At 58.2% G+C, this 18,884-nt stretch carries 17 protein-coding genes and 1 pseudogene; 9 read left to right on the forward strand and 9 right to left on the reverse strand.

Annotation, left to right across the window (positions count from 1 at the left end; translation table 11 throughout):
- Window positions 1-157: 157 nt before the first annotated feature.
- On the reverse strand, window positions 158-2,218 hold the full coding sequence (metG, locus tag DOM57_RS06725) for a methionine--tRNA ligase (RefSeq protein ID WP_110648465.1): 2,061 nt from the start codon (window positions 2,216-2,218) through the stop codon (window positions 158-160).
- 310 nt (window positions 2,219-2,528) lie between these two features.
- On the opposite strand from metG, the gene DOM57_RS06730 reads away from it, so the two are divergent.
- Complete coding sequence (locus tag DOM57_RS06730) at window positions 2,529-2,897, forward strand: GNAT family N-acetyltransferase (RefSeq protein WP_110648466.1); 369 nt, start codon at window positions 2,529-2,531, stop codon at window positions 2,895-2,897.
- Here the strand turns inward: DOM57_RS06730 and phnE (DOM57_RS06735) are convergent.
- The 5 genes from phnE (DOM57_RS06735) to phnC form a co-directional block, all read right to left on the reverse strand.
- Entirely contained in the window at window positions 2,873-3,769 is an 897-nt protein-coding gene (phnE, locus tag DOM57_RS06735) for a phosphonate ABC transporter, permease protein PhnE (RefSeq protein ID WP_110648467.1), read from the reverse strand. The two genes, DOM57_RS06730 and phnE (DOM57_RS06735), sit on opposite strands and share 25 nt — an antisense overlap.
- On the reverse strand, window positions 3,766-4,359 hold the full coding sequence (gene phnE / locus DOM57_RS22230) for a phosphonate ABC transporter, permease protein PhnE (RefSeq protein WP_275425958.1): 594 nt from the start codon (window positions 4,357-4,359) through the stop codon (window positions 3,766-3,768). Before phnE (DOM57_RS22230) ends, phnE (DOM57_RS06735) begins: the two co-directional genes overlap by 4 nt.
- Window positions 4,360-4,386: 27 nt before the next feature.
- Entirely contained in the window at window positions 4,387-4,596 is a 210-nt protein-coding gene (locus tag DOM57_RS22235) for a hypothetical protein (RefSeq protein WP_239496140.1), read from the reverse strand.
- A 183-nt stretch (window positions 4,597-4,779) separates the two neighbouring features.
- Window positions 4,780-5,709: a phosphonate ABC transporter substrate-binding protein gene (gene phnD, locus DOM57_RS06745; RefSeq protein ID WP_110648468.1), complete on the reverse strand. Its 930-nt coding sequence runs from the start codon at window positions 5,707-5,709 to the stop codon at window positions 4,780-4,782.
- 28 nt (window positions 5,710-5,737) lie between these two features.
- Complete coding sequence (phnC, locus tag DOM57_RS06750) at window positions 5,738-6,595, reverse strand: phosphonate ABC transporter ATP-binding protein (protein ID WP_110648469.1); 858 nt, start codon at window positions 6,593-6,595, stop codon at window positions 5,738-5,740.
- A gap of 502 nt (window positions 6,596-7,097) precedes the next feature.
- Between phnC and DOM57_RS06755 the strand changes: the two genes are divergently transcribed.
- From DOM57_RS06755 to DOM57_RS22695, 3 genes and pseudogenes are all read left to right on the forward strand, one after another.
- On the forward strand, window positions 7,098-7,295 hold the full coding sequence (locus tag DOM57_RS06755; protein WP_110648470.1) for a glycosyltransferase family 2 protein: 198 nt from the start codon (window positions 7,098-7,100) through the stop codon (window positions 7,293-7,295).
- A gap of 96 nt (window positions 7,296-7,391) precedes the next feature.
- Window positions 7,392-8,147 carry a hypothetical protein gene (locus DOM57_RS06760; RefSeq protein WP_110648471.1) on the forward strand — a complete coding sequence of 252 codons (756 nt, stop codon included), beginning with the start codon at window positions 7,392-7,394 and terminating at the stop codon, window positions 8,145-8,147.
- A gap of 329 nt (window positions 8,148-8,476) precedes the next feature.
- Window positions 8,477-8,536: pseudogene (locus DOM57_RS22695) on the forward strand (hypothetical protein); the annotation flags it as partial.
- A gap of 35 nt (window positions 8,537-8,571) precedes the next feature.
- On the opposite strand, the gene DOM57_RS06765 reads toward DOM57_RS22695, so the two are convergent.
- Genes DOM57_RS06765 through DOM57_RS06775 form a run of 3 tightly spaced genes read right to left on the reverse strand, consistent with a single transcriptional unit; the run spans window position 8,572 to window position 11,721 of the window.
- The gene (locus DOM57_RS06765; protein WP_110648472.1) at window positions 8,572-9,684 is read right to left on the reverse strand and encodes an ABC transporter ATP-binding protein; all 1,113 of its coding nucleotides are present in this window, start codon (window positions 9,682-9,684) and stop codon (window positions 8,572-8,574) included.
- The gene (locus DOM57_RS06770; RefSeq protein WP_162619465.1) at window positions 9,684-10,667 is read right to left on the reverse strand and encodes an ROK family protein; all 984 of its coding nucleotides are present in this window, start codon (window positions 10,665-10,667) and stop codon (window positions 9,684-9,686) included. The genes DOM57_RS06765 and DOM57_RS06770 overlap by 1 nt, the downstream gene beginning before the upstream one ends.
- A 1-nt stretch (window position 10,668) precedes the next feature.
- Window positions 10,669-11,721 (reverse strand): SIS domain-containing protein, encoded by a 1,053-nt coding sequence (locus DOM57_RS06775; RefSeq protein WP_162619466.1) that lies wholly within the window; start codon window positions 11,719-11,721, stop codon window positions 10,669-10,671.
- Window positions 11,722-11,814: 93 nt separating this feature from the next.
- Between DOM57_RS06775 and DOM57_RS06780 the strand changes: the two genes are divergently transcribed.
- The 5 genes from DOM57_RS06780 to DOM57_RS06800 all read left to right on the forward strand — a co-directional run bounded on the left by DOM57_RS06780 (window position 11,815) and on the right by DOM57_RS06800 (window position 18,685).
- Window positions 11,815-13,104 (forward strand): ROK family transcriptional regulator, encoded by a 1,290-nt coding sequence (locus DOM57_RS06780; RefSeq protein ID WP_110648475.1) that lies wholly within the window; start codon window positions 11,815-11,817, stop codon window positions 13,102-13,104.
- A gap of 144 nt (window positions 13,105-13,248) precedes the next feature.
- A complete protein-coding gene (locus DOM57_RS06785; protein ID WP_239496141.1) occupies window positions 13,249-14,499 on the forward strand; it encodes an extracellular solute-binding protein in 1,251 nt (416 codons plus the stop codon).
- A 70-nt stretch (window positions 14,500-14,569) separates the two neighbouring features.
- Entirely contained in the window at window positions 14,570-15,412 is an 843-nt protein-coding gene (locus tag DOM57_RS06790; RefSeq protein WP_239496142.1) for a carbohydrate ABC transporter permease, read from the forward strand.
- 56 nt (window positions 15,413-15,468) lie between these two features.
- A complete protein-coding gene (locus tag DOM57_RS06795) occupies window positions 15,469-16,254 on the forward strand; it encodes a carbohydrate ABC transporter permease (RefSeq protein WP_204352886.1) in 786 nt (261 codons plus the stop codon).
- On the forward strand, window positions 16,211-18,685 hold the full coding sequence (locus DOM57_RS06800) for a DNA polymerase II (protein ID WP_239496143.1): 2,475 nt from the start codon (window positions 16,211-16,213) through the stop codon (window positions 18,683-18,685). The genes DOM57_RS06795 and DOM57_RS06800 overlap by 44 nt, the downstream gene beginning before the upstream one ends.
- Window positions 18,686-18,884 lie beyond the last annotated feature (199 nt).

Consider the following 18,884-nt stretch of genomic DNA (forward strand, 5'->3'; position numbering starts at 1 on the left):
GTTCTTGCGCCGATTTTGATTCGCTACGCTCCCCCTTCGGGCCAGCCTTTGGCTGTTACTCCCTACGGTCGTTGCGCCTTGTCTGGCCTTCGCTCGTGACGTTTGTCAGCATCCACGTCCCGATTCCTGGCCTGACAATGGCTCGATCCAGCGCCGCTCAGGTCACGCGCTGGCCGGGCTTGGCACCGCTATCCGGCGAGAGCAAATAGATTCCGTCGTCATCGCCGGCGGCCAGCACCATGCCTTCGGAGACGCCAAAGCGCATCTTGCGCGGCGCGAGATTGGCGACCATCACCGTCAGCCGGCCCTCGAGCGCTTCCGGCGCATAGGCCTTGCGAATGCCGGAGAATACCGTGCGTGTCTCGCCGCCGAGATCTAGTGTCAATTCGAGCAGCTTGTTGGAGCCTTCGACGTACTCGGCCTTGCTGATTTTGGCGACACGCAGATCGACCTTGATGAAGTCGTCGAAGGCGATCTCGTCGCCAATCGGTTCGTCGGCCAGCGGGTCGCTCGGGTTTGAGTCGGAGGAAGTCTTGCCGGTCAATTTCTTCTCCTCCTCGAGCACTTCCTTGGAAGCCTCGATCATGGCTTCGATCTTGTCGCTCTCGACTCGTGTCATCAGCGGCTTGAACTTGCCGATGGCATGGCCTTCCAGCACGTGCTGGCGGCTCTCCCAGTCGAGGCTGTCGACCTGCAGGAAGATCCGTGCTTGTTCCGCCATCGCCGGTACCACCGGCTGCAGGTAGACCATCAGCGTGCGGAACAGGTTGATGCCAACCGAGCAGATATCGATCACTTCCTGTTCTCGGCCGCCTTCCTTGGCCAGCACCCAGGGGGCCTTGTCGGCGATGTAGGTGTTGGCCTCGTCGGCGAGTTCCATCACCTTGCGCATGGCGCGGCCGAACTCGCGCGCCTCGAAGTCGGCAGCGATTTCATCGCCGGCATAGATGAACTTGGCGACCAGCTCCGGCTCGGCGCAGGTCGCGGAGAGCTGGCCGCCGGCCAGCTTGTTGATGAAGCCGGCGCAGCGGCTGGCGATGTTGACCACCTTGCCGACCAGATCCGAATTCACCCTGGCGGCGAAATCCTCGAGATTGAGGTCGAGATCGTCGACCCGCGAGGTCAGCTTGGCGGCGAAGTAATAGCGCAGGTATTCCGGATTGAGATACTCGGCGTAAGTCTGCGCCTTGATGAAGGTGCCGCGGGATTTGGACATCTTCGCCCCGTTGACGGTGACGAAGCCGTGGCAGTTGACGCCGGTCGGTGTGCGCATGCCGGCGCCTTCCAGCATCGCCGGCCAGAACAGCGCGTGGAAGTAGACGATGTCCTTGCCGATGAAGTGATAGACCTCGGCTGTCGAGTCTTGCTTCCAGTAGCTGTCGAAATCGATGCCTTCGCGGTCGCACAGGTTCTGGAAGCTGGCCAGATAACCGATCGGCGCATCGAGCCAGACATAGAAGTACTTGCCCGGGGCATCGGGAATCTCGAAGCCGAAATAGGGCGCATCCCGAGAGATGTCCCACTCGTTGAGGCCGGCTTCGAACCACTCCTGCAGCTTGTTGGCGATCTGCGGCTGCACGCGGCCGGAGCGGGTCCACTGTTTCAGGAACGCCTCGAAATCCGGCAGCTTGAAGAAGTAGTGGATCGAGGTGCGCACTTCCGGCGTGGCGCCGCTGATCGCCGAGACGGGATTGATCAGTTCCGCCGGGGTGTAGGTGGCGCCGCACACTTCGCAATTGTCGCCGTACTGCCCCTCGCTGCCGCACTTCGGGCAGGTTCCTTTAATGAAACGGTCGGCGAGAAACAGCCCCTTGACCGGGTCAAACATCTGTTCGATGTCGCGGGTACTGATGTGACCGGCGTCGCGCAGGGCGAGGTAGATGCGCTCGCTGTGGATTCGGTTCTCTTCCGAATGGGTCGAATGGTAATTGTCGAAGGCGACGCCGAAACGGGCGAAGTCCGTCTGGTGCTCCTTGCTGACCTTGTCGATCAACTGCTCCGGCGTGATGCCTTCCTGTTCGGCGCGCAGCATGATCGCGGTGCCGTGGGCGTCGTCGGCACAGACGTAGTGGCACTCATGGCCGCGACTCTTCTGGAAACGCACCCAGATGTCGGTCTGGATGTATTCCAGCAGGTGGCCCAGGTGGATCGAGCCGTTGGCATAGGGCAGCGCGCTGGTGACGAGGATCTGGCGCGAAAGCGAGGCGTTGTTCGACATGGCGACTGGAAGATTCCCGTAACGAACCCCGAGGCGGCGCAGTAGCAAAGCCCCTCGGGTGGATAGGTGAAAACTTGGCCGGTGATTGTAGCATGGCTTGTATCGGTACCGTGTGGTGATGCCCATCGCTCGGTGTGGCGAAGAGCCTTGGTGGACGAGGCGGACAAGGGAATCGGAAATGCCCTCGAGAGAGACTCCGGAGTTACATCTGGTCGGTAGGCTCAGCCCTGAGTAGGCTCGGGCGCGTGAACTCAGGTATGCGCTGTTTTTCGCCGAACATGGCCTAGCGTCGACGATTCTGGATGACGGCTTGGAAGAGAGTGCCTGGCACCTGGTGGCGATGCGCGATGACGAAGTGTTGGGTTATGGTCGTCTGAATGCTTTTGACTCACGGCTATATGGTATCTCGCAGATGGTGGTGGCGTCCGCGTTTCAAGGGCAAGGCGTGGGGCGCCAGATCCTGAGAAAATTGATAGCGATTGCCAGAGACCATGGCGCCTCGAAAGTGCAACTCAGCGCTAGAACGCATGCGATTCCTTTCTACCGCCAGGAAGGCTTTGAGACGCGGGGGGGAGCCTTATCCATCCGCCAAAACCGCCGTGGCGCATGTACTGATGGAGAAGCTCATTTGAACCGTTACATGCCGGCATGGGGTCACGTCGATTGGGCCTCGGGCTGAAAAAGCGGTATCTCCTTGCCGAGAATATAGCGTTTGCGCAGCTGCGCGGAGAGCCCATCGATCAGCATCACCACGATGACCAGCAGCAGCGTGATGAACATCACCACGTCCCAGTTCCACAGACGCATGTTTTCGGCGTAGACCAGACCGATGCCTCCGGCACCGACGAAGCCAAGCACGGCGGCGGAGCGCGTGTTGGATTCCAGTTGGTAGAGGCTCAGTGCCAGGAAAGTCGGGAAGGATTGCGTGAACACACCGAGGCGGTATTTCTGCAGGCTGTTGGCCCCCACTGCCGTCAGACCACGGGTCGGCGCCTTCTCCACGGCTTCGTGCCCCTCGGCATAGAGCTTGCCGAGCAGTCCAGTGTCCTGAACTAGAATGGCCAGCGCACCCGCCAGCGGGCCCAGGCCGACGGCACTGACGAACACCAGCCCCCAGATGGCCATGTCCACACCGCGCAGGACGTCGAAAACGCGCCTGACCAGAAAGCCGACGGGACGCAGCAATGGATGCGCCATGACGTTGCGCGCCGCGAAGAACGAGCAAGGCAGCGCGACCACTGTCGCCGTCAAGGTGCCGGTGAAGACGATCGCCACCGTGATGAAAATCTGCTCGAGATAGTAACCGAACGGCCAATTCTGGAAATCCCTCCAGATGAACATGTGTAGGAAGTACTGAACCAATTTGCCGAGCCCGGTCAGGGTCTGCTCGAGACTGATGCCGTACTGGACGAAAAAGAGAACGTAGAAGGCGAACACGGCGGCGACCAGCAGGGCCAGCCGAAGGAGGTAGCGCCGTTGGACACGGAACAGCGTAGCGTGCTCGCGCTTGATGACATCGGGATCGCTCCGTTCCAACAGGTCGATGGTCATGATCGAGGCTCCAGAATCTGGCGGCGGACGCGGCTCGAGACGCTGTCCAGCAGCGAGACCACCACGATGATCAACAGCAGCGTGATGCTGATCTGGTCGTAGCGGCTGAGCTGAATGTTGGTTATCAACTCCTGGCCGATGCCGCCGGCCCCCACCAGCCCGAGAATGGTGGACTGGCGGAAGTTGATCTCCAGGCGCATGAAAACGTAGGAGAGAATGATCGGCTTGACCTGTGGCCACAGCCCGAAACGCACGGATTGAACCGGTCCCGCACCGCAGGCCACCAGGCCGCGAACCGGTTTGGGAGAAGCGGTCGAGATCGCCTCGTAGAACAGCTTGGTCAGACTGCCTACGGTATGCAGCGCCAGTGCCAGGAAGCCGGGAATGGCGCCAACGCCAAACGCCATGACGAACATGACGGCCCAGGCGAGTTCGGGCATGGTACGCAGAAAGGCGGCACCAGTACGAATGACCTGGCGAAGCCAGAGCGGGCTACGTGTGTTATTGGCGGCGAGAAAGGCCAGCACGATGGCAATCAGAGCTGAGAGGATCGTCGATGCCACGGCGAGATTCAGTGTCTCCCAGATCAATGGGAGCTGTATATCGAGCCGATACCCTCAGTAGGCCAACGAGCCTTCGGTATGCACATTGGCGAACAGGTCGGTCAGATGCAGTATCGGCAGGGTCTTGAGGATGTAATCGAAAAAATGGGGAATCGCATTCCAGAGCGTGGCGAGGTCGAACTCGGAGAAGTGCGTGGAACCGAGATAGAGCGCCAGTAGCGTCAGGGACCAGAGTGTGGATTCGCGCAGTTGAATGCGGCGCATCTGCCGCTAGTAGATATCGAACTCGGAATTGGGAGGCTGAGTCTTCATGATTGATCCTGGCCGCTGAACCCAATTGGCGATTCGGGCGCATTGGCGAGCGTACCGCCGCAAATGCATTAGGGACACGAGCCTTGCCCGTGTCCCTAAGCATGGCGAGGAAAGGCGCCATCGGTGCATGTGCCTTTAACGACGCGAGGTCAGTTCGCGCTTCATGTCGATGATGTCCCGATACTCATCGATCGAGGTGGACTCGATGTGATACTTGCCGCCAGTGGCTTTGGCAAAGCAGTCGTGATCGTTTTTGTCGAGATCGTGGACCGTGGCGACCAGGCGATTCTTGAAGTCTTCAGGCAGATCGTGACGCACGAGGAGCGGGCCGTTGGGGATCAGGTTCGACTGCCAGATGATACGGACGTTATCCATCAGGTCCGGATGGTCGAGTTCCTTGAGCCGGCGGAAAGCACCCGCCGAGTAGCCATCTTCACGGTTGCCGACCATGGAGGCCCAGGTCACCGCGCCGTCGAACTGGTCGTTGAGAACGCCAAGAATGTCCTGCTCGTGGCCTCCGGAGAAAGTCACGTCGGAGAAGAAGTGATCGTACCGATCATCCATGTTGCCGCCGAACTGCTGCTGGAAGGCGTGGTCGGGGATCAGGTAACCGGAGGTCGAATTGGGGTCGGCGAAACCGAACGTCTTGCCCTTGAGATCCTCGAGTTTCTGGTAGGGACTGTCCGCCTTGACCACAACGACCGAGTAGTAACCTTTGGCATTGTCGCTGTCGTTGGCCGTGACACCGACCAGATCGACCGCATCGGGGTTTTCGATGTAGACCGAAGCATAGGAAGAAGGCGACATATTGAGCACGAGATCGACCTTGTCGCTCAGCAGGCCCTGGATGACGCCGGCGTAGTCGGAGGAGTTACGCAGCTGGGTGTCGACCCCCAGTTTGTCGTCGAGAAAGGTTTTGACGCACTGGTTGTCGCCGATCTGTTGTGTCGCGGTCTGCCCGCCGAGAATACCGAGATTCAATTCCTGTGGGGCGTCGGCCGCGTGAACGGTAGCGGAAAGCAGTACACTGGCCAGCAAGGAAGCTGCCTGCAGCGTTTTCTTCATCGTTGATCACCTAATCGAGGTATTGGAATTAATGAAGCGTTTCCATTTCATCGCCGTAGAGTCGGCGTAACAGGGACTCATCCAGTCGATCGGGAGGGCCGTCGAATAGGATTTCACCCTGGGCGATGCCGATCGCTCTCGTGCAGTACTGGCGCACGAGTTCGATCGAGTGCAGATTGATCATGACGGTGATGCCGTTTTCACTGATCTGGCGTAACACCTCCATGATTCGCTGCGTATTCTTTGGATCCAGCGAGGCAACGGGTTCATCTGCCAGCAATAGTTGCGGGTTCTGCATCAACGCGCGACAGATCGCCACGCGTTGCATCTGGCCGCCGGAAAGGTTCTCCGCGCGCTGCAGAGCTTGAGGTAGCAGCCCCAACCACTGCAGTAGCGTAATGGCTCGGGTACGATCCTCGTCGGAGAAGATCTTGAAAAAGAACTTGACCGTGGATGTGTGGTTCAACCGGCCCAATAGAACATTGGTGAGCACATCCAGGCGGGGAACGAGACAGAAGTCCTGAAAAATCATGCCGTATTCACTGCGCCACTGACGCCATTGGCGGGCATTGGAACACAGGATGTCCCGACCGTTACCTTCGTGACCATGGCTTTTGTAACCATGATAGAGAATCTGTCCGCCAGTCGCCGGTGTGCTGCCATTCATGACGTGCAACAAGGTCGACTTTCCTGCTCCGGAGCGTCCGATAACGGCTACCATTTCACCTCTGGAAAGAGATAAATCAATTGATTTCAATACATTATTAGACGCGTAAGCTTTCTCGAGTCCACTCACGGACAAGATTTTGTCTTGAGCGACGGTTGGCATTTCCGGAATGGACTCAGTTACCGGATGGGGCTCGAAGTTCAGTAGTGGAGATGCCATGGTCGCGTCATGTCGGCTGAGGTGAAAAGAGATAGGTAATGATTCGTCGAGTAATTAAAAGCGCTAAAAATGACAAGCCAATGACGAAACCATGATGGATTGCCACTCACACTTTCGGCGCCTGTAATAGCCCTACTCCCATTGTCATGTTGTTCTCCGCTATGGTTGGGAGGCATGGTACTGGCCGATATCTATCGATAGCGGCCGATTCGGTGCCAGCGAGAATTCGGTCTGTCGCCAGCACAGGTTGTGGCTGGCGAGTGACGCGACCCTTGGCATATGACTCTCCTGATACCGGCATGTCGGCATGTCCGCACGAACGTATTGACTTTAGTTTGAGTTAAATCATCTTGTGGTTTGTTTTTCGCTACGGCAGCCTTGAAAAAGAGATACTCAGTATCTCTATAGTCATAAAAGGCTCGATATTTTGCATGGGGCTATTTTGGTTAAGTATCGAATAGAGTTGATCGCATGTTGTTATTCTTGATGGGGAGAAGATAATATGACAAAACCCTTGTTCAAGATATGCGCGGTGGCCAAGGATGAAGGGCCTTACTTGGCTGAATGGGTCTTTCATCATCTGCATTTTGGATTTGACCGAATTCACGTCTATCTCAATCGTACTTCTGATGCATCAGCCGCAGTGCTGGATCGTATTGCACGAAATCATTTTCAAGTAACATATGAATATATTGACTGAATCGATCTGTGTGATCCGGGAGTCGGGCGTAAAATACAGACCATCGCCTATGCCAAGGGGTTGGAAGCGTCCCGTCAGGAGGGCATTGATTGGTTGATGTTTCTCGACATTGATGAATTCTGGGTACCAGAAGACTTTACGGCCCACGTCGGCCAATTGGTATCTATGGTGAGTGATGGAGAGCGACGCCCCATCTGTCATTTATGGCATTGTGAGCTGGGTCAAGGCGAGGCATTTTCTTTTCTGAATATCAGTACGGGTTATGTATTATCCTCTCACCTCAAGACGCTTTTTCCAATCCAGGATACGGAAATAAAGCACGTCAGAATTCATCATCCCATCTTTGGCCGCAATGTGATTCCCTACGATACGGATGGCTGGCCCGTGATCTTCAGCAAAGACCATCCCGAGTTGGCCTGCCAGTCGGTCATAAAACCCAAAAGGGCCTACGTCGTTCACCGAATGTATCGTTCTGAAGATGAGTATCTAGCGCTTCTGCTGCGGGGACGGCCGTCTCAAAAACAACAGTTGAAAACCAACCGTCCTGGTCACCTATCGCATGAAAACGTATCCGCCCGTTATGGCTTTTCATGGCCCAAGCAATCTTTCGGCGCTTACGATAAAACGAAACGTCAGTTTATAGAGGCGCTCGATATCGAAGAGCTGGTCGAACAAGATAAATTTGCAATTCTACACCGCGCGAGTCAAGCCGTCGGACTGCTGAAGCAGATGCTGGGTAACGCGGATCGCGATGAGGCGATAAGGTTGTTGAAAGGAACTCGCTATCGGTCCTTGGCCAATGATGTATTGCCGACTTCGCCGCCTGTTCACGAGGCTGAGGTGAATGACTAGGTAGGCGTTTCGAAACCCATCGCTGGTTCGACCACTAAGTGCCTGCTCTAAGTTTCCGTATATCACATCTCCTTTATCCCGAAAAAAGGCTGCACGATTTGTGTGGGTAAGGCCTCGCCGCAGTGATGAGGCGGTCGTGCCGTCGGGGAAGCGCCAACCATCGAACATGGGTTTGCGGTCCCAGGAACGATACGTTTCATCGGCTACGAAACGTAGTCGACAAGCGGGTCTCGGAACTGGAGCCCCATGGGAAGCGACAAGCGTCTGTCGCGACAAGCTTTCCATTTCTCCGTACCATTGGTGGGTTACTCATCGTCTCCGAGGCCATCATGAAGCTCGAGGGCTTCGTTCTCACCCGCCATTGGCGGGACTCGCCGGCCGGCACGCAGGTGTCGTTCTGGCTGGCGACCGATAATGGTCCGCATTATAGCAATGTTAGGCGTTTGCCGTTGCCATCGAAGCAATGGCAATGTGCCAGATCGATACCGACGTTGATGATCTCGTCGGCACGGTGCAGTGCGATGCCGGAGCGCTCGACGGTCAACAGAGTGTCCCCACCGGTTCGGATGTGCAGTAATGTGCTGTTGCCGAGGTTTTCGATCACCTCGATTCGCCCGCCGAGGGTGATATCGGTTGCTATGCTTTCCGAGCGATCGGGAAGAGTGATCTCGTGTGGCCGGACTCCCAGGATGATCCGCTGTTCGGTGTCGCGGGGAATGGATAGGCGAGGTGCCTTGAGTCGGGTCCCGTTTGGCAGCTCCACGATTGCCGTGGCGTCATCTGAACGGGTGATGAGTGCTGGCAGGAAATTCATCCTCGGGCTACCGATGAAACCGGCGACGAATTTCGTCAGCGGCGCGGTGTAAAGCTCGAGCGGCGTGCCAACCTGTTCGATGCGTCCTTGATTCAGTACCACGATACGGTCGGCCAGCGTCATCGCTTCGGTCTGATCGTGGGTAACATAGATCATGGTGGCATTCATCTCCTTGTGCAGACGGGCGATCTCAAGTCGCATCTGGACACGCAGGGCGGCATCCAGATTGGATAGCGGTTCGTCGAACAGGAAGACGGTGGGATCTCTGACGATGGCGCGGCCGATGGCGACGCGTTGACGCTGTCCGCCGGAGAGCTGTCGTGGCCTGCGTGTCAGTAGTTCCTCCAATTGCAGCATCCTGGCGGCTTCGGCCACCTTGTTCTTGATGACGGCCTTGTCAGTCTTGGCCTGCTTGAGGCCGAAGCCCATGTTGTCCTCGACGCTCAGATGGGGATAGAGGGCATAGGACTGAAAGACCATGGATATGCCTCGTTTGGCGGGGGGAAGGTTCTTGACCGAACGCCCTTCGATTCGGAGGTCCCCGTCGCTGATCTCTTCCAGACCGGCAATCATGCGCAACAGAGTGGATTTGCCGCAGCCGGATGGCCCCACGAATACGACGAATTCACCGCGCCCGACGTTCAGATCGACGCCTCGTATCACTTCGCTGGTACCGTATTTCTTGCGGATGCCCAATAGTTCGACTTGGTTTGAGTGTGACATCACCGACCACCTGATTCACTGTGTCCCGTAGGATGGAAAATGCCGTCCTCGCCGTCGTTGGTGCGGCCAAGTCGCTGCCGTATCGTGACCGCCGCACCGATCAGCCCAGAATCATTGCCGTGTGCGGTCGGTGCTATGGTCACGTCCTGAACCAGATAGGGCCAGGCATGGTTCGGCAGGTTCCGGCGAATACGGTCCAGCAGGAAGTCGCCGGCCAGCGAGACGCCACCACCGACGAGGCACAGGTCGATGGCGGTGAGGTTGATCATCGTGCCGAAAGCCTGGGCGACATAACGCGCCATAGTATCGAAGGCCGCCAGCGCATGCCTGTCCCCTTGAAGAGCGCGTCGGCGAATCGTGTCGACATCGAGTGATTGAACCTGCTCGCCAGTCCGATGGGCGTAGGCACTGATGATGGCTTTCCCGCTGGCCAGATCCTCCAGGGTGCCTCGCAAACCATGGCGGATTGAGGAGTGGCCGGGTTCCAGCACCATGGCGCCGAACTCGGGTGGTTTGGCATTCGCGCCGATGGCGATGTGCCGATCAATGACCAAGGCGCCGCCGATGCCCGTGCCGATAGTGATCAGAGCGAAGCTGTTGGCATGTCGTCCGGCGCCGTATTCCAACTCCCCCCGTGTGGCACAGACACCATCATTGTCGATGGTGCTGGGTAGCCCTGTTGCAATGCTCAGCCGCACTGGAAACGATCCCCGTTTCAGTGGCGGAACATTGCCGGTACCGTCAATGGCCTCTCCGGTCAAACGGTCGCAATGCCCTGGTGCGGAAATCCCGATTGCCACGGGAGAAAGGCGATGGATGTTGGCCAGGCAAGTGAGTCGTTTGGCCGTACCGAACACGAGTTCGTCGAGCGTGTCGATATCCGATAATGGGAATGTGTCCTTTGCCACGACATGACCACTGTCGTCGACGATCCCCAATTTGATGGCCGAGCCGCCGATGTCGATCCCGAATACATGCTCCATGTCAGTGATTCGTTCCATCGAGTTTGATGCCGAGTCGGGCGGTCAGGTCAGGGTAGGTCATGGCCTCCGGCACCATGCCTCGTTGCTCGGCGAGATGGACGCCGAGCCATTGGAATGGAACGACTGCCGTCAGCGTATCCTCATGGAGCAATGGGATGTCGAGCCCATTCATGCGGAAGGTGGGGGCTTCTGTGGGCATCGATGTACCGGTCAGATCAAAAACGAGGGCATGCAGATGGTAATGTGTCATGGCTCGAGCAATACGGTGGGCAAAATCCAACTCGTCGGCGGTGGAGGCCAGCAGGACGGTCCGAGAGTGACGGGTAAGGCCGTGCAGGCGGCCGTGACTGGCTTCCTCCGTTTCCAAGCCGAAGGAGGGGATGCCGCTCATCTCGGCAATCTTCAGTGAACCTTCCTGGGCCGAACCCAGATGGCGCCCCTGACCCAGCACGAGAATGACGTCAGCGTTAGCGAATGTCGGCAAGGCATTCAGCGACCAATTCCGGGCCGCGGTGACGAAACGTGCGTAGTCGTCGACGAAAGGGGCGTCGTCGATGCATGGAGACGTACCGGAAAGCAGGACGCCGATCAATTGGATCGCGATGACGCTGGCAGTGTAGCCCATCGTCTTTGGGCCGACGGTTTCCCGTTCCGCAGGGAGAAGAACCAGGCCTACGTCTAGTTTGGCCATGTCGGTGTTTCTGCCGGCGGTGACCACGATGGCCTTCATCTGCTCGGCCAGTGCCTGGTGGGTGGCGGCCAGCGTATCGCGACTCTGACCGGACTGGGAAAGGATGATGGCTAGACTGTTGTGGCGTCGCCTACATGTCTTTTCCGCCAGGAAAGTCAGCGGGCTGCATAGATGCAGGTTGGCCGCCGTCCGGACAAAAGCTTGGATCGATGCCTGGAAGGCGTTCATGGAACTGCCCGTGCCGATCAGATAGATATGCTCGGGGGGGATGGCTGGTAATGCGGCCCGAATCTGATCGGGCAGGTCGTGCAGGGAGTGATGGATGATGGTGGGTTGTTGGGTGATGAATTGTGCGATTGTCATTGTCGTGGCCCTGCGCTCAGGTGACATTTCAGCGAATTTTGCTACAAACTAATTCAAAACATTTGCGAAATTCAAGGGGGAGGAGTGGAAGGCATGTCATTGATGGGAACCAATCTGGAACATGCTCGTGGCCGTAACCGGAGAGTGGCCTTCGAGGTAGTGCTGAGACATGGACCGGTATCTCGCGCCGAGGTGGCTCGCATGACCGGTTTGACACCGCAGACCGTCTCCAACATTACTGCCGAATTCGTCGATACCGGATTGATTCGGGAAGTGGGGCGGCGCAAAGGTGGCAAGGGGCAGCCCGCACTCGAGTACGCCGTCGATGGCGAAGGGGCCTATACCATCGGTGTGCATCTTGATCAGCAACGTATCGTCGGGATCGTGGTCAATGTGCTGGGCGAAATCGTCGAGCGTGCTCAGGTATTGGTCGCCAGCCAGAACCCGGAACAAGTGTTGGGACAGGTCGAGCGGGTCGTCGAGACACTGGTGCCTAGTCATACCTTGCGGCGCAATAGGTTGTTGGGAGTTGGCGTCGTCATGCCTGGTTTCTTCGAGCGCGGTGTCTTTGTCTCCTACGGACCGTTGAGCATGGAGGGCTGGCTGGACTTCCCTGTCGGGGAGAAGCTGTCGCGGCGGCTGCGCCTGCCAGTCTATGTCGACAACGATGCCACGGCTGCCGCTGTCGGCGAGAGTCTCTATGGCTGGGGCCACCAGTTACGCAGCTTTGTCTATATCTACTTCGGTCTCGGCGTGGGGGGCGGCATCATCGTGGATGGGCAGCCCTATGCCGGAGTGCATCAGCGAGCCGCTGAAGTAGGGCATCTGATCGTCAATCCTGGCGGAAAAGTCTGCGCATGCGGCAGTCGCGGCTGTCTGGAGCGATACATTTCGCTGTTCAGCGCCTACGAAGCTTTCCTGCACAGCGAGAGCGAACTGGAAGCTGCGACTCCGGAATATCTGCTGGCCGAGTTCGAAAAGGGAAATCCGGCGCTCGAGCGTTGGCTAGAGGATGCTGCCTATTATCTGAGGATTGCCGTCAATCAGTTGGAAAACATGCTGGATCCAGGGGGCGTCGTGATGGGAGGGGTATTGCCGGGGCCGATTCTAACAGCGCTGATCGACAAGGTCCGACCGCTGAAGCCCAGTATCGTGTCGCGCTCCGGTTCGGATCTAACTCGCCTTGCCCAAGGCAAGGTGGTGGTCGATACACCGTCGATCGGTGCGGCGGCGTTGCCGATGTCCTATTTGCTACACCCCGCGACCCAGGAGCGGCTTGCATTGCACGCTAGCGACACGAATAGCGGATCCAACTCGTCCAATACCTTTGGGGTTTCGGGATTTGCGGATATTCCGTTCTTCGCTGGTGAGCCGACGAGTTGAGACTGGCCAATCCACGATTTTTGGTTGGTTGACAAGGCAATGTCGATTTGCTTAATTCGGAAAACAAATTGAATTAATGACTGGCAGATTCCCTTGCCGAGACTCGTTAACGGGGACAACAACAATAGTAGAGGAGGCCCTGAAATGTTCGCTCGCTCCAAGTCTTTTGGTATTGCTTTCCTGATGCTGAGCTTGGGTGGCCTGATGCCGACCGTTGCTTCGGCTGAAACGCTCAATGCCTTGTTCATGTCTCAGGCCTCCTACAACGAGGATGATATCCGCAGCATGACAGAGGCTTTCACTCAGGCGCATCCCGGTGTCGATGTCAACCTGGAGTTCGTTCCATATGAAGGCTTGAGGAACAAGACGTTGCTGGCGAGCAACTCCAGCAATGGCTATGACGTCGTGTTGTTCGACGTGATCTGGACCGCCGAGTACGCCCAGCGCGGCCTCCTCGAGGACGTTTCCGAGCGCATCGATCCCGCTGTCGAGGACAAGGTTTTCCCTGGAGCCTGGACGACTGTCGTTTACGACGACAAGTACTACGGTATGCCCTGGACCAACGACTCCAAGCTGTTTTTCTACAACAAGGCGATGTTGTCGAAAGCGGGATTCGATCACCCACCCCGGACATGGCAGGAGGTGGCTGATCAGGCCGAGACGATGAAGGAGAAGGGAATCGTCGAATATCCGCTGGTATGGAGTTGGCCGCAGGCCGAGGCAGTGGTCTGCGACTACACCACATTGCTGGATGCCTTCGGAGGTCGTTTCCTGGATGACGCTGGCAAGCCGGCGTTCCAGAAAGGGGGCGGTCTGAAGGCTCTCGACTACATGGTATCGACACTGGACAATGGAATCACCAACCCAAACTCGACGCAGTATCTGGAGGAGGACGTGCGCCGGGTCTTCTCCAGCGGTAAGGCAGCTTTTGCATTGAACTGGTCTTACATGTACGACCTTGCCAACGATCCACAGCAGTCTAGTGTCGTGGGGGATGTCGGCATCATGGCACCTCCAGGTGTCGAAGGGGTAAGCGAAGCCTCGGGCGTCAACGGATCCATGGGGCTGGGCGTGACCAGCAACAGTCAGCACCCGGATCTTGCCTGGCAGTATGTACAGCACATGGCCTCGCCGGAAATGCAGAACTCGCATGCCGAGCGCAGTCTGCCAATCTGGGTCGGTTCCTTCGACGATCCTGACGTGGTCGCCGGCCGGGACGATTTGATGTCGGCTGCCGAGAAGACCTTTACCGCCATGATCGCGCGACCGACCCTGCCCAATTATCAGGAAGCATCCAACTTGCTGCAGGTGGCGCTCCAGCAAGCACTGCTGGGAGACTCGCCGCCGCAGGACGCCCTGAATTCTGCTGCCGATCAGATCTCGAATCTGCAGTAACCGCCTGGGGTGCGACATGCGGTTTCCTCAATCGACTTACCACGCTCGCCAACGCCATACTGCCTGGATGATGATTGCTCCCCTGGCTTTCGGGGTTTTGATCATCATCGGCTGGCCGTTTCTCGACACACTATGGCTGAGTCTGACCTCGGCACAGCTAACTCAGTACACCGGTCCGTTTGTCGGGCTGGACAATTTCGTTCGCGCCTTCCATTCCCCTCAGGTGCGAGAGGCATTGCAGACCACCATCATTTTCGTGGCAATCACCGTCACGGCGGAAGTGGTCCTGGGTGTGCTGATCGCCTTGCTCCTGGATCAGCCGCTCTATGGACGCAATGTCTTTCGCGCTCTGCTGATTCTGCCCTGGGCTCTGCCGACCGTTGTCAATGCGATGTCCTGGCGACTGATCTATAATCCCGATTTCGGTGGGTTGAATGCTCTGTTGACCCAGATTGGGCTGATCGACAGTTATCAGAGCTGGATTGGTTCGCCATCCACTGCATTGTATGCCATTGCCGTGGCGGATGTCTGGAAGACCGTACCTCTGGTGGCGATGATCACACTGGCTGCACTGCAGGGAGTTTCCCGAGAGCTATTGGAAGCGGCACGCATCGATGGCGCTTCCGCCTGGGCGCGTTTCAGAGTGGTCACCTTGCCCGCCATCCTGGGGCCGCTGACGGTAGCGGCCGTGCTGCGGACCATTGAAGGCGTCAAGGTCTTCGACCTCATCTGGGTCATGACCCGTGGTGGACCGGTCAACAGCACCAAAACCATGAGCATTCAGGTCTATCAGGAGGCCTTCGCCAACTTCCGAGCTGGCTCCGGCGCGGCGCAAGGGCTGCTGATCGTGCTCGTCAGCATGATCATGATCAACGTATACATTGCATTGTTGCGTCGGCAGGCCAGTCAATGAAACAGCCTCTGTATCTTCGGATTCTGCTGCATCTGGCCGCCATTCTGGTGGCTATCGTGACGCTGGCGCCGATTGTTTGGCTGCTGCTGGTTAGCATCAGTACGACGGAGCATCTGACCACGCTGCCGTTCGAATGGATTCCGGACCATCTGGATCTGTCCAATTATCGGCAGTTGCTCTCCCTCGCCGACAACAGCCGCGGAGACCTGTTTCTCGGAGCTTTACAGAACACCATGATCGTAGCCTTTGGTGCCACGGCGGTATCGCTGTGTGTCTCGGTACCGGCGGCGTGGGCCTTTTCCCGCATTCGCGGCCGACATGCCAGTTTGCTGTATGTCGTTGTTGCGACCTACATGTTGCCACCGGTGGCACTGATCGTGCCGCTGTTCGCGCTGCTGAACGCGTTCGACCTACTGAATACCAAACTTGGCCTGGTGCTGGTCGACTGCTCTATCGTCATGCCGTTCATGACTTGGCTTTTGAAGAGCAATTTCGACAATCTGCCTCACGAGATCGAGGAGGCGGCATTTGTGGATGGTGCTGGCATGCTGGCAGTGTTGCGCAAGGTTACGCTTCCCATGGCGAAACCGGCATTGGCGACGGCCATCCTGTTCGCCATCCTGTTGCTATGGGATGAGTTTTTCTATGCGTTCATTCTGACCAACGACAACCGCAGCCAGACGCTGACAGTGGCGATCGCCAATTTGGCCAGCGGTCGTGTTTCGGATTATGGGTTGCTGTCTGCGGCAGGCCTGTTGACCGCGTTGCCGCCACTGATCATTGGCGTGTTGCTACAGCGTGCGCTGGTTTCCGGCCTGGCCCAAGGAGGTGTCAAGGGATAGCGATGCGTGGCTCGACAAGGGACAATTCGCTTGCGGATTGGATACCCAAGGGGCACGTGTGGAGCAACAGGGCTTTATTCTCACCCGTCATTGGCAGGACACGCCGGCCGGTACCGACGTATGGTTCTGGCTGGCGACCGACGAGGGGGCGCGGCTGGTCCACCTGCCTGTGCAGACCTCGGTAGCGTTCATCCCTGCCGAGCAGCGTGAGGCCGCCGAGCATGTGTTGCGGGCGGAGCGCGACATCGAGTTGCGTGAACTCGAGCTCGAGGATTTTGATCGGCGGCCGGTATTGGGTCTCTATTGCCGCTCTCATCGCCAACTGATGAAGCTGGAACGTCGGCTGAGCGAGGCCGGCGTCGACGTCTTCGAGGCCGATGTCAGGCCGCCGGATCGCTATCTGATGGAGCGCTTCATTACCGCGCCGGTCATCGTCGGTGGAGGAGAGGCCGAAGATGGCACGATCGTCGATGGGCAGCTAAGGCCGGCACCGGATTATCGCCCGGCACTCAGTCTCTGTTCGCTGGATATCGAAACCGACCAGTACGGCGAACTCTACTCGATCGCCCTCGAAGGGTGCGGCCGGCGCGACGTCTACATGCTCGGGCCACCGGTCGGCGAGGGTGGCACGGCGGATCGCGAGCGAGATTTCGAACTGGTCTACTGCGAGTCGCGAGTCGATCTGCTGCGGGCGCTGAATGCCTGGTTCGCGCGCTTCGACCCCGATGCGATCATTGGCTGGAACGTGATCCAGTTCGACCTGCGTCAGCTACAGCGTCACGCCGAGCGTTTCGGTGTGCCGCTATTGCTGGGGCGCGGCGATACGGCACTGGAATGGCATGCCCATGGCAGCAAACCGGATTATTTCTTCTCCTCGGCGCCGGGCCGCTTGATCGTCGACGGCATCGAGGCGCTGCGTTCGGCGACCTGGAGCTTTTCCTCCTACAGCCTGGAGAACGTCGCCCAGACGCTGCTCGGCGAGGGCAAAGCGGTCGATAATCCCTACCAGCGGATGGCGGAAATCAACCGCATGTTCGCCGAGGACAAGCCGCGACTCGCCCACTATAACCTCAAGGATTGCGAGCTGGTCACGCGAATCTTCGGACACACCCGGATCATCGACTTTCTGCTCGAGCGCGCCAGCGTGACCGGGCTGGCCGCGGATCGCAGCGGCGGTTCGGTGGCGGCGTTCTCGCATCTCTATCTGCCGCGCATGCACCGGCTCGGCTTCGTCGCACCGACACTGGGAAGCCGGGCGGGCGACGACAGTCCCGGAGGCTACGTGATGGACTCCCGCCCCGGGCTCTACGACTCGGTGCTGGTGCTCGATTTCAAGAGCCTGTATCCCTCGATCATCCGCTCGTTTCTGATCGACCCGGTCGGGTTGATCGAAGGGCTGCGCCAGCCCGATGACGTGCACTCGGTGCCGGGTTTTCTGGAGGCGCGATTCTCTCGTACTCAACACGCCTTGCCGGCCATCGTCGCTCGGGTCTGGGAGGGACGAGAAGCCGCCAAGCGCGAGGGCAACGCACCGCTGGCCCAGGCACTGAAGATCATCATGAATGCCTTCTATGGTGTGCTCGGCTCGCGAGGTTGCCGCTTCTTCGATCCACGGCTGGCGTCGTCGATCACCATGCGCGGGCACGAAATCATGCGGCGCACTCGCGAGTTGATCGAAGCTGAGGGTTATACCGTTATCTATGGCGATACCGACTCGACTTTCGTGTGGTTGGGCGAAGCGCACGGAGAAGAGCGGGCACGGACGATCGGCAAGCATCTGGTGGCGCAGGTCAATGAGTGGTGGCGCCATCACCTGCGCGAAAGCTTAGACCTGCAAAGCGCCCTGGAGCTGCAGTTCGAGACCCATTTCAGCCGCTTTCTGATGCCGACCATTCGCGGCGCGGAAGAGGGCAGCAAGAAGCGCTATGCCGGGCTGGTGCGCGACGCCGACGGCGGCGGGAAGCTCGTCTTCAAGGGCCTGGAGTCGGTACGTGCCGACTGGTCGCCGCTAGCCAAGGCCTTTCAGCGCGAGCTCTATCGGCGCATCTTCAACGGCGAGCCCTATCGCGACTACGTGCGCGATACGGTTCGGCGCACACTCGCCGGCGAGTACGACGACGAACTGATCTACCGCAAGCGGTTGCGGCGCAAGCTCGACGATTACCAGCGCAACGTGCCGCCGCATGTACGTGCCGCGCGCATGGCCGACGAACTCAACCGCCAACTGGGGCGACCGTTGCAGTATCAGGACGGCGGCTGGATTCGTTATGTCATCACCGTGGCCGGGCCGGAGCCGCTGGAGGCGAGGCGTTCGGCGATCGACTACCAGCATTACGTCAGCCGCCAGCTACAGCCGGTGGCCGACGGGATCCTGCCCTTCGTCGACGACGATTTCGAGCGCCTGGTTGATCAGCAGTTGGGGCTGTTTTAGGCGTCTCAGTGACTTGATAATGAGGAGAAACCTCATGTGTGAAGTAATGGTTTTCCGTCAGTGGCAAGGCGCTGGCAATCGACATCATTTGATTGATAGTTTGACTGCTTACTTACAACATTTGCCATTGACGATGATCGATGTGCCAGTGGATGAGCTCGCAGGGCCGGTACGTGACGGCATTAACCCGCATTATTCA

This window comes from Salinicola peritrichatus, assembly GCF_003206715.1.
Taxonomy (GTDB): Bacteria; Pseudomonadota; Gammaproteobacteria; order Pseudomonadales; family Halomonadaceae; genus Salinicola; species Salinicola peritrichatus.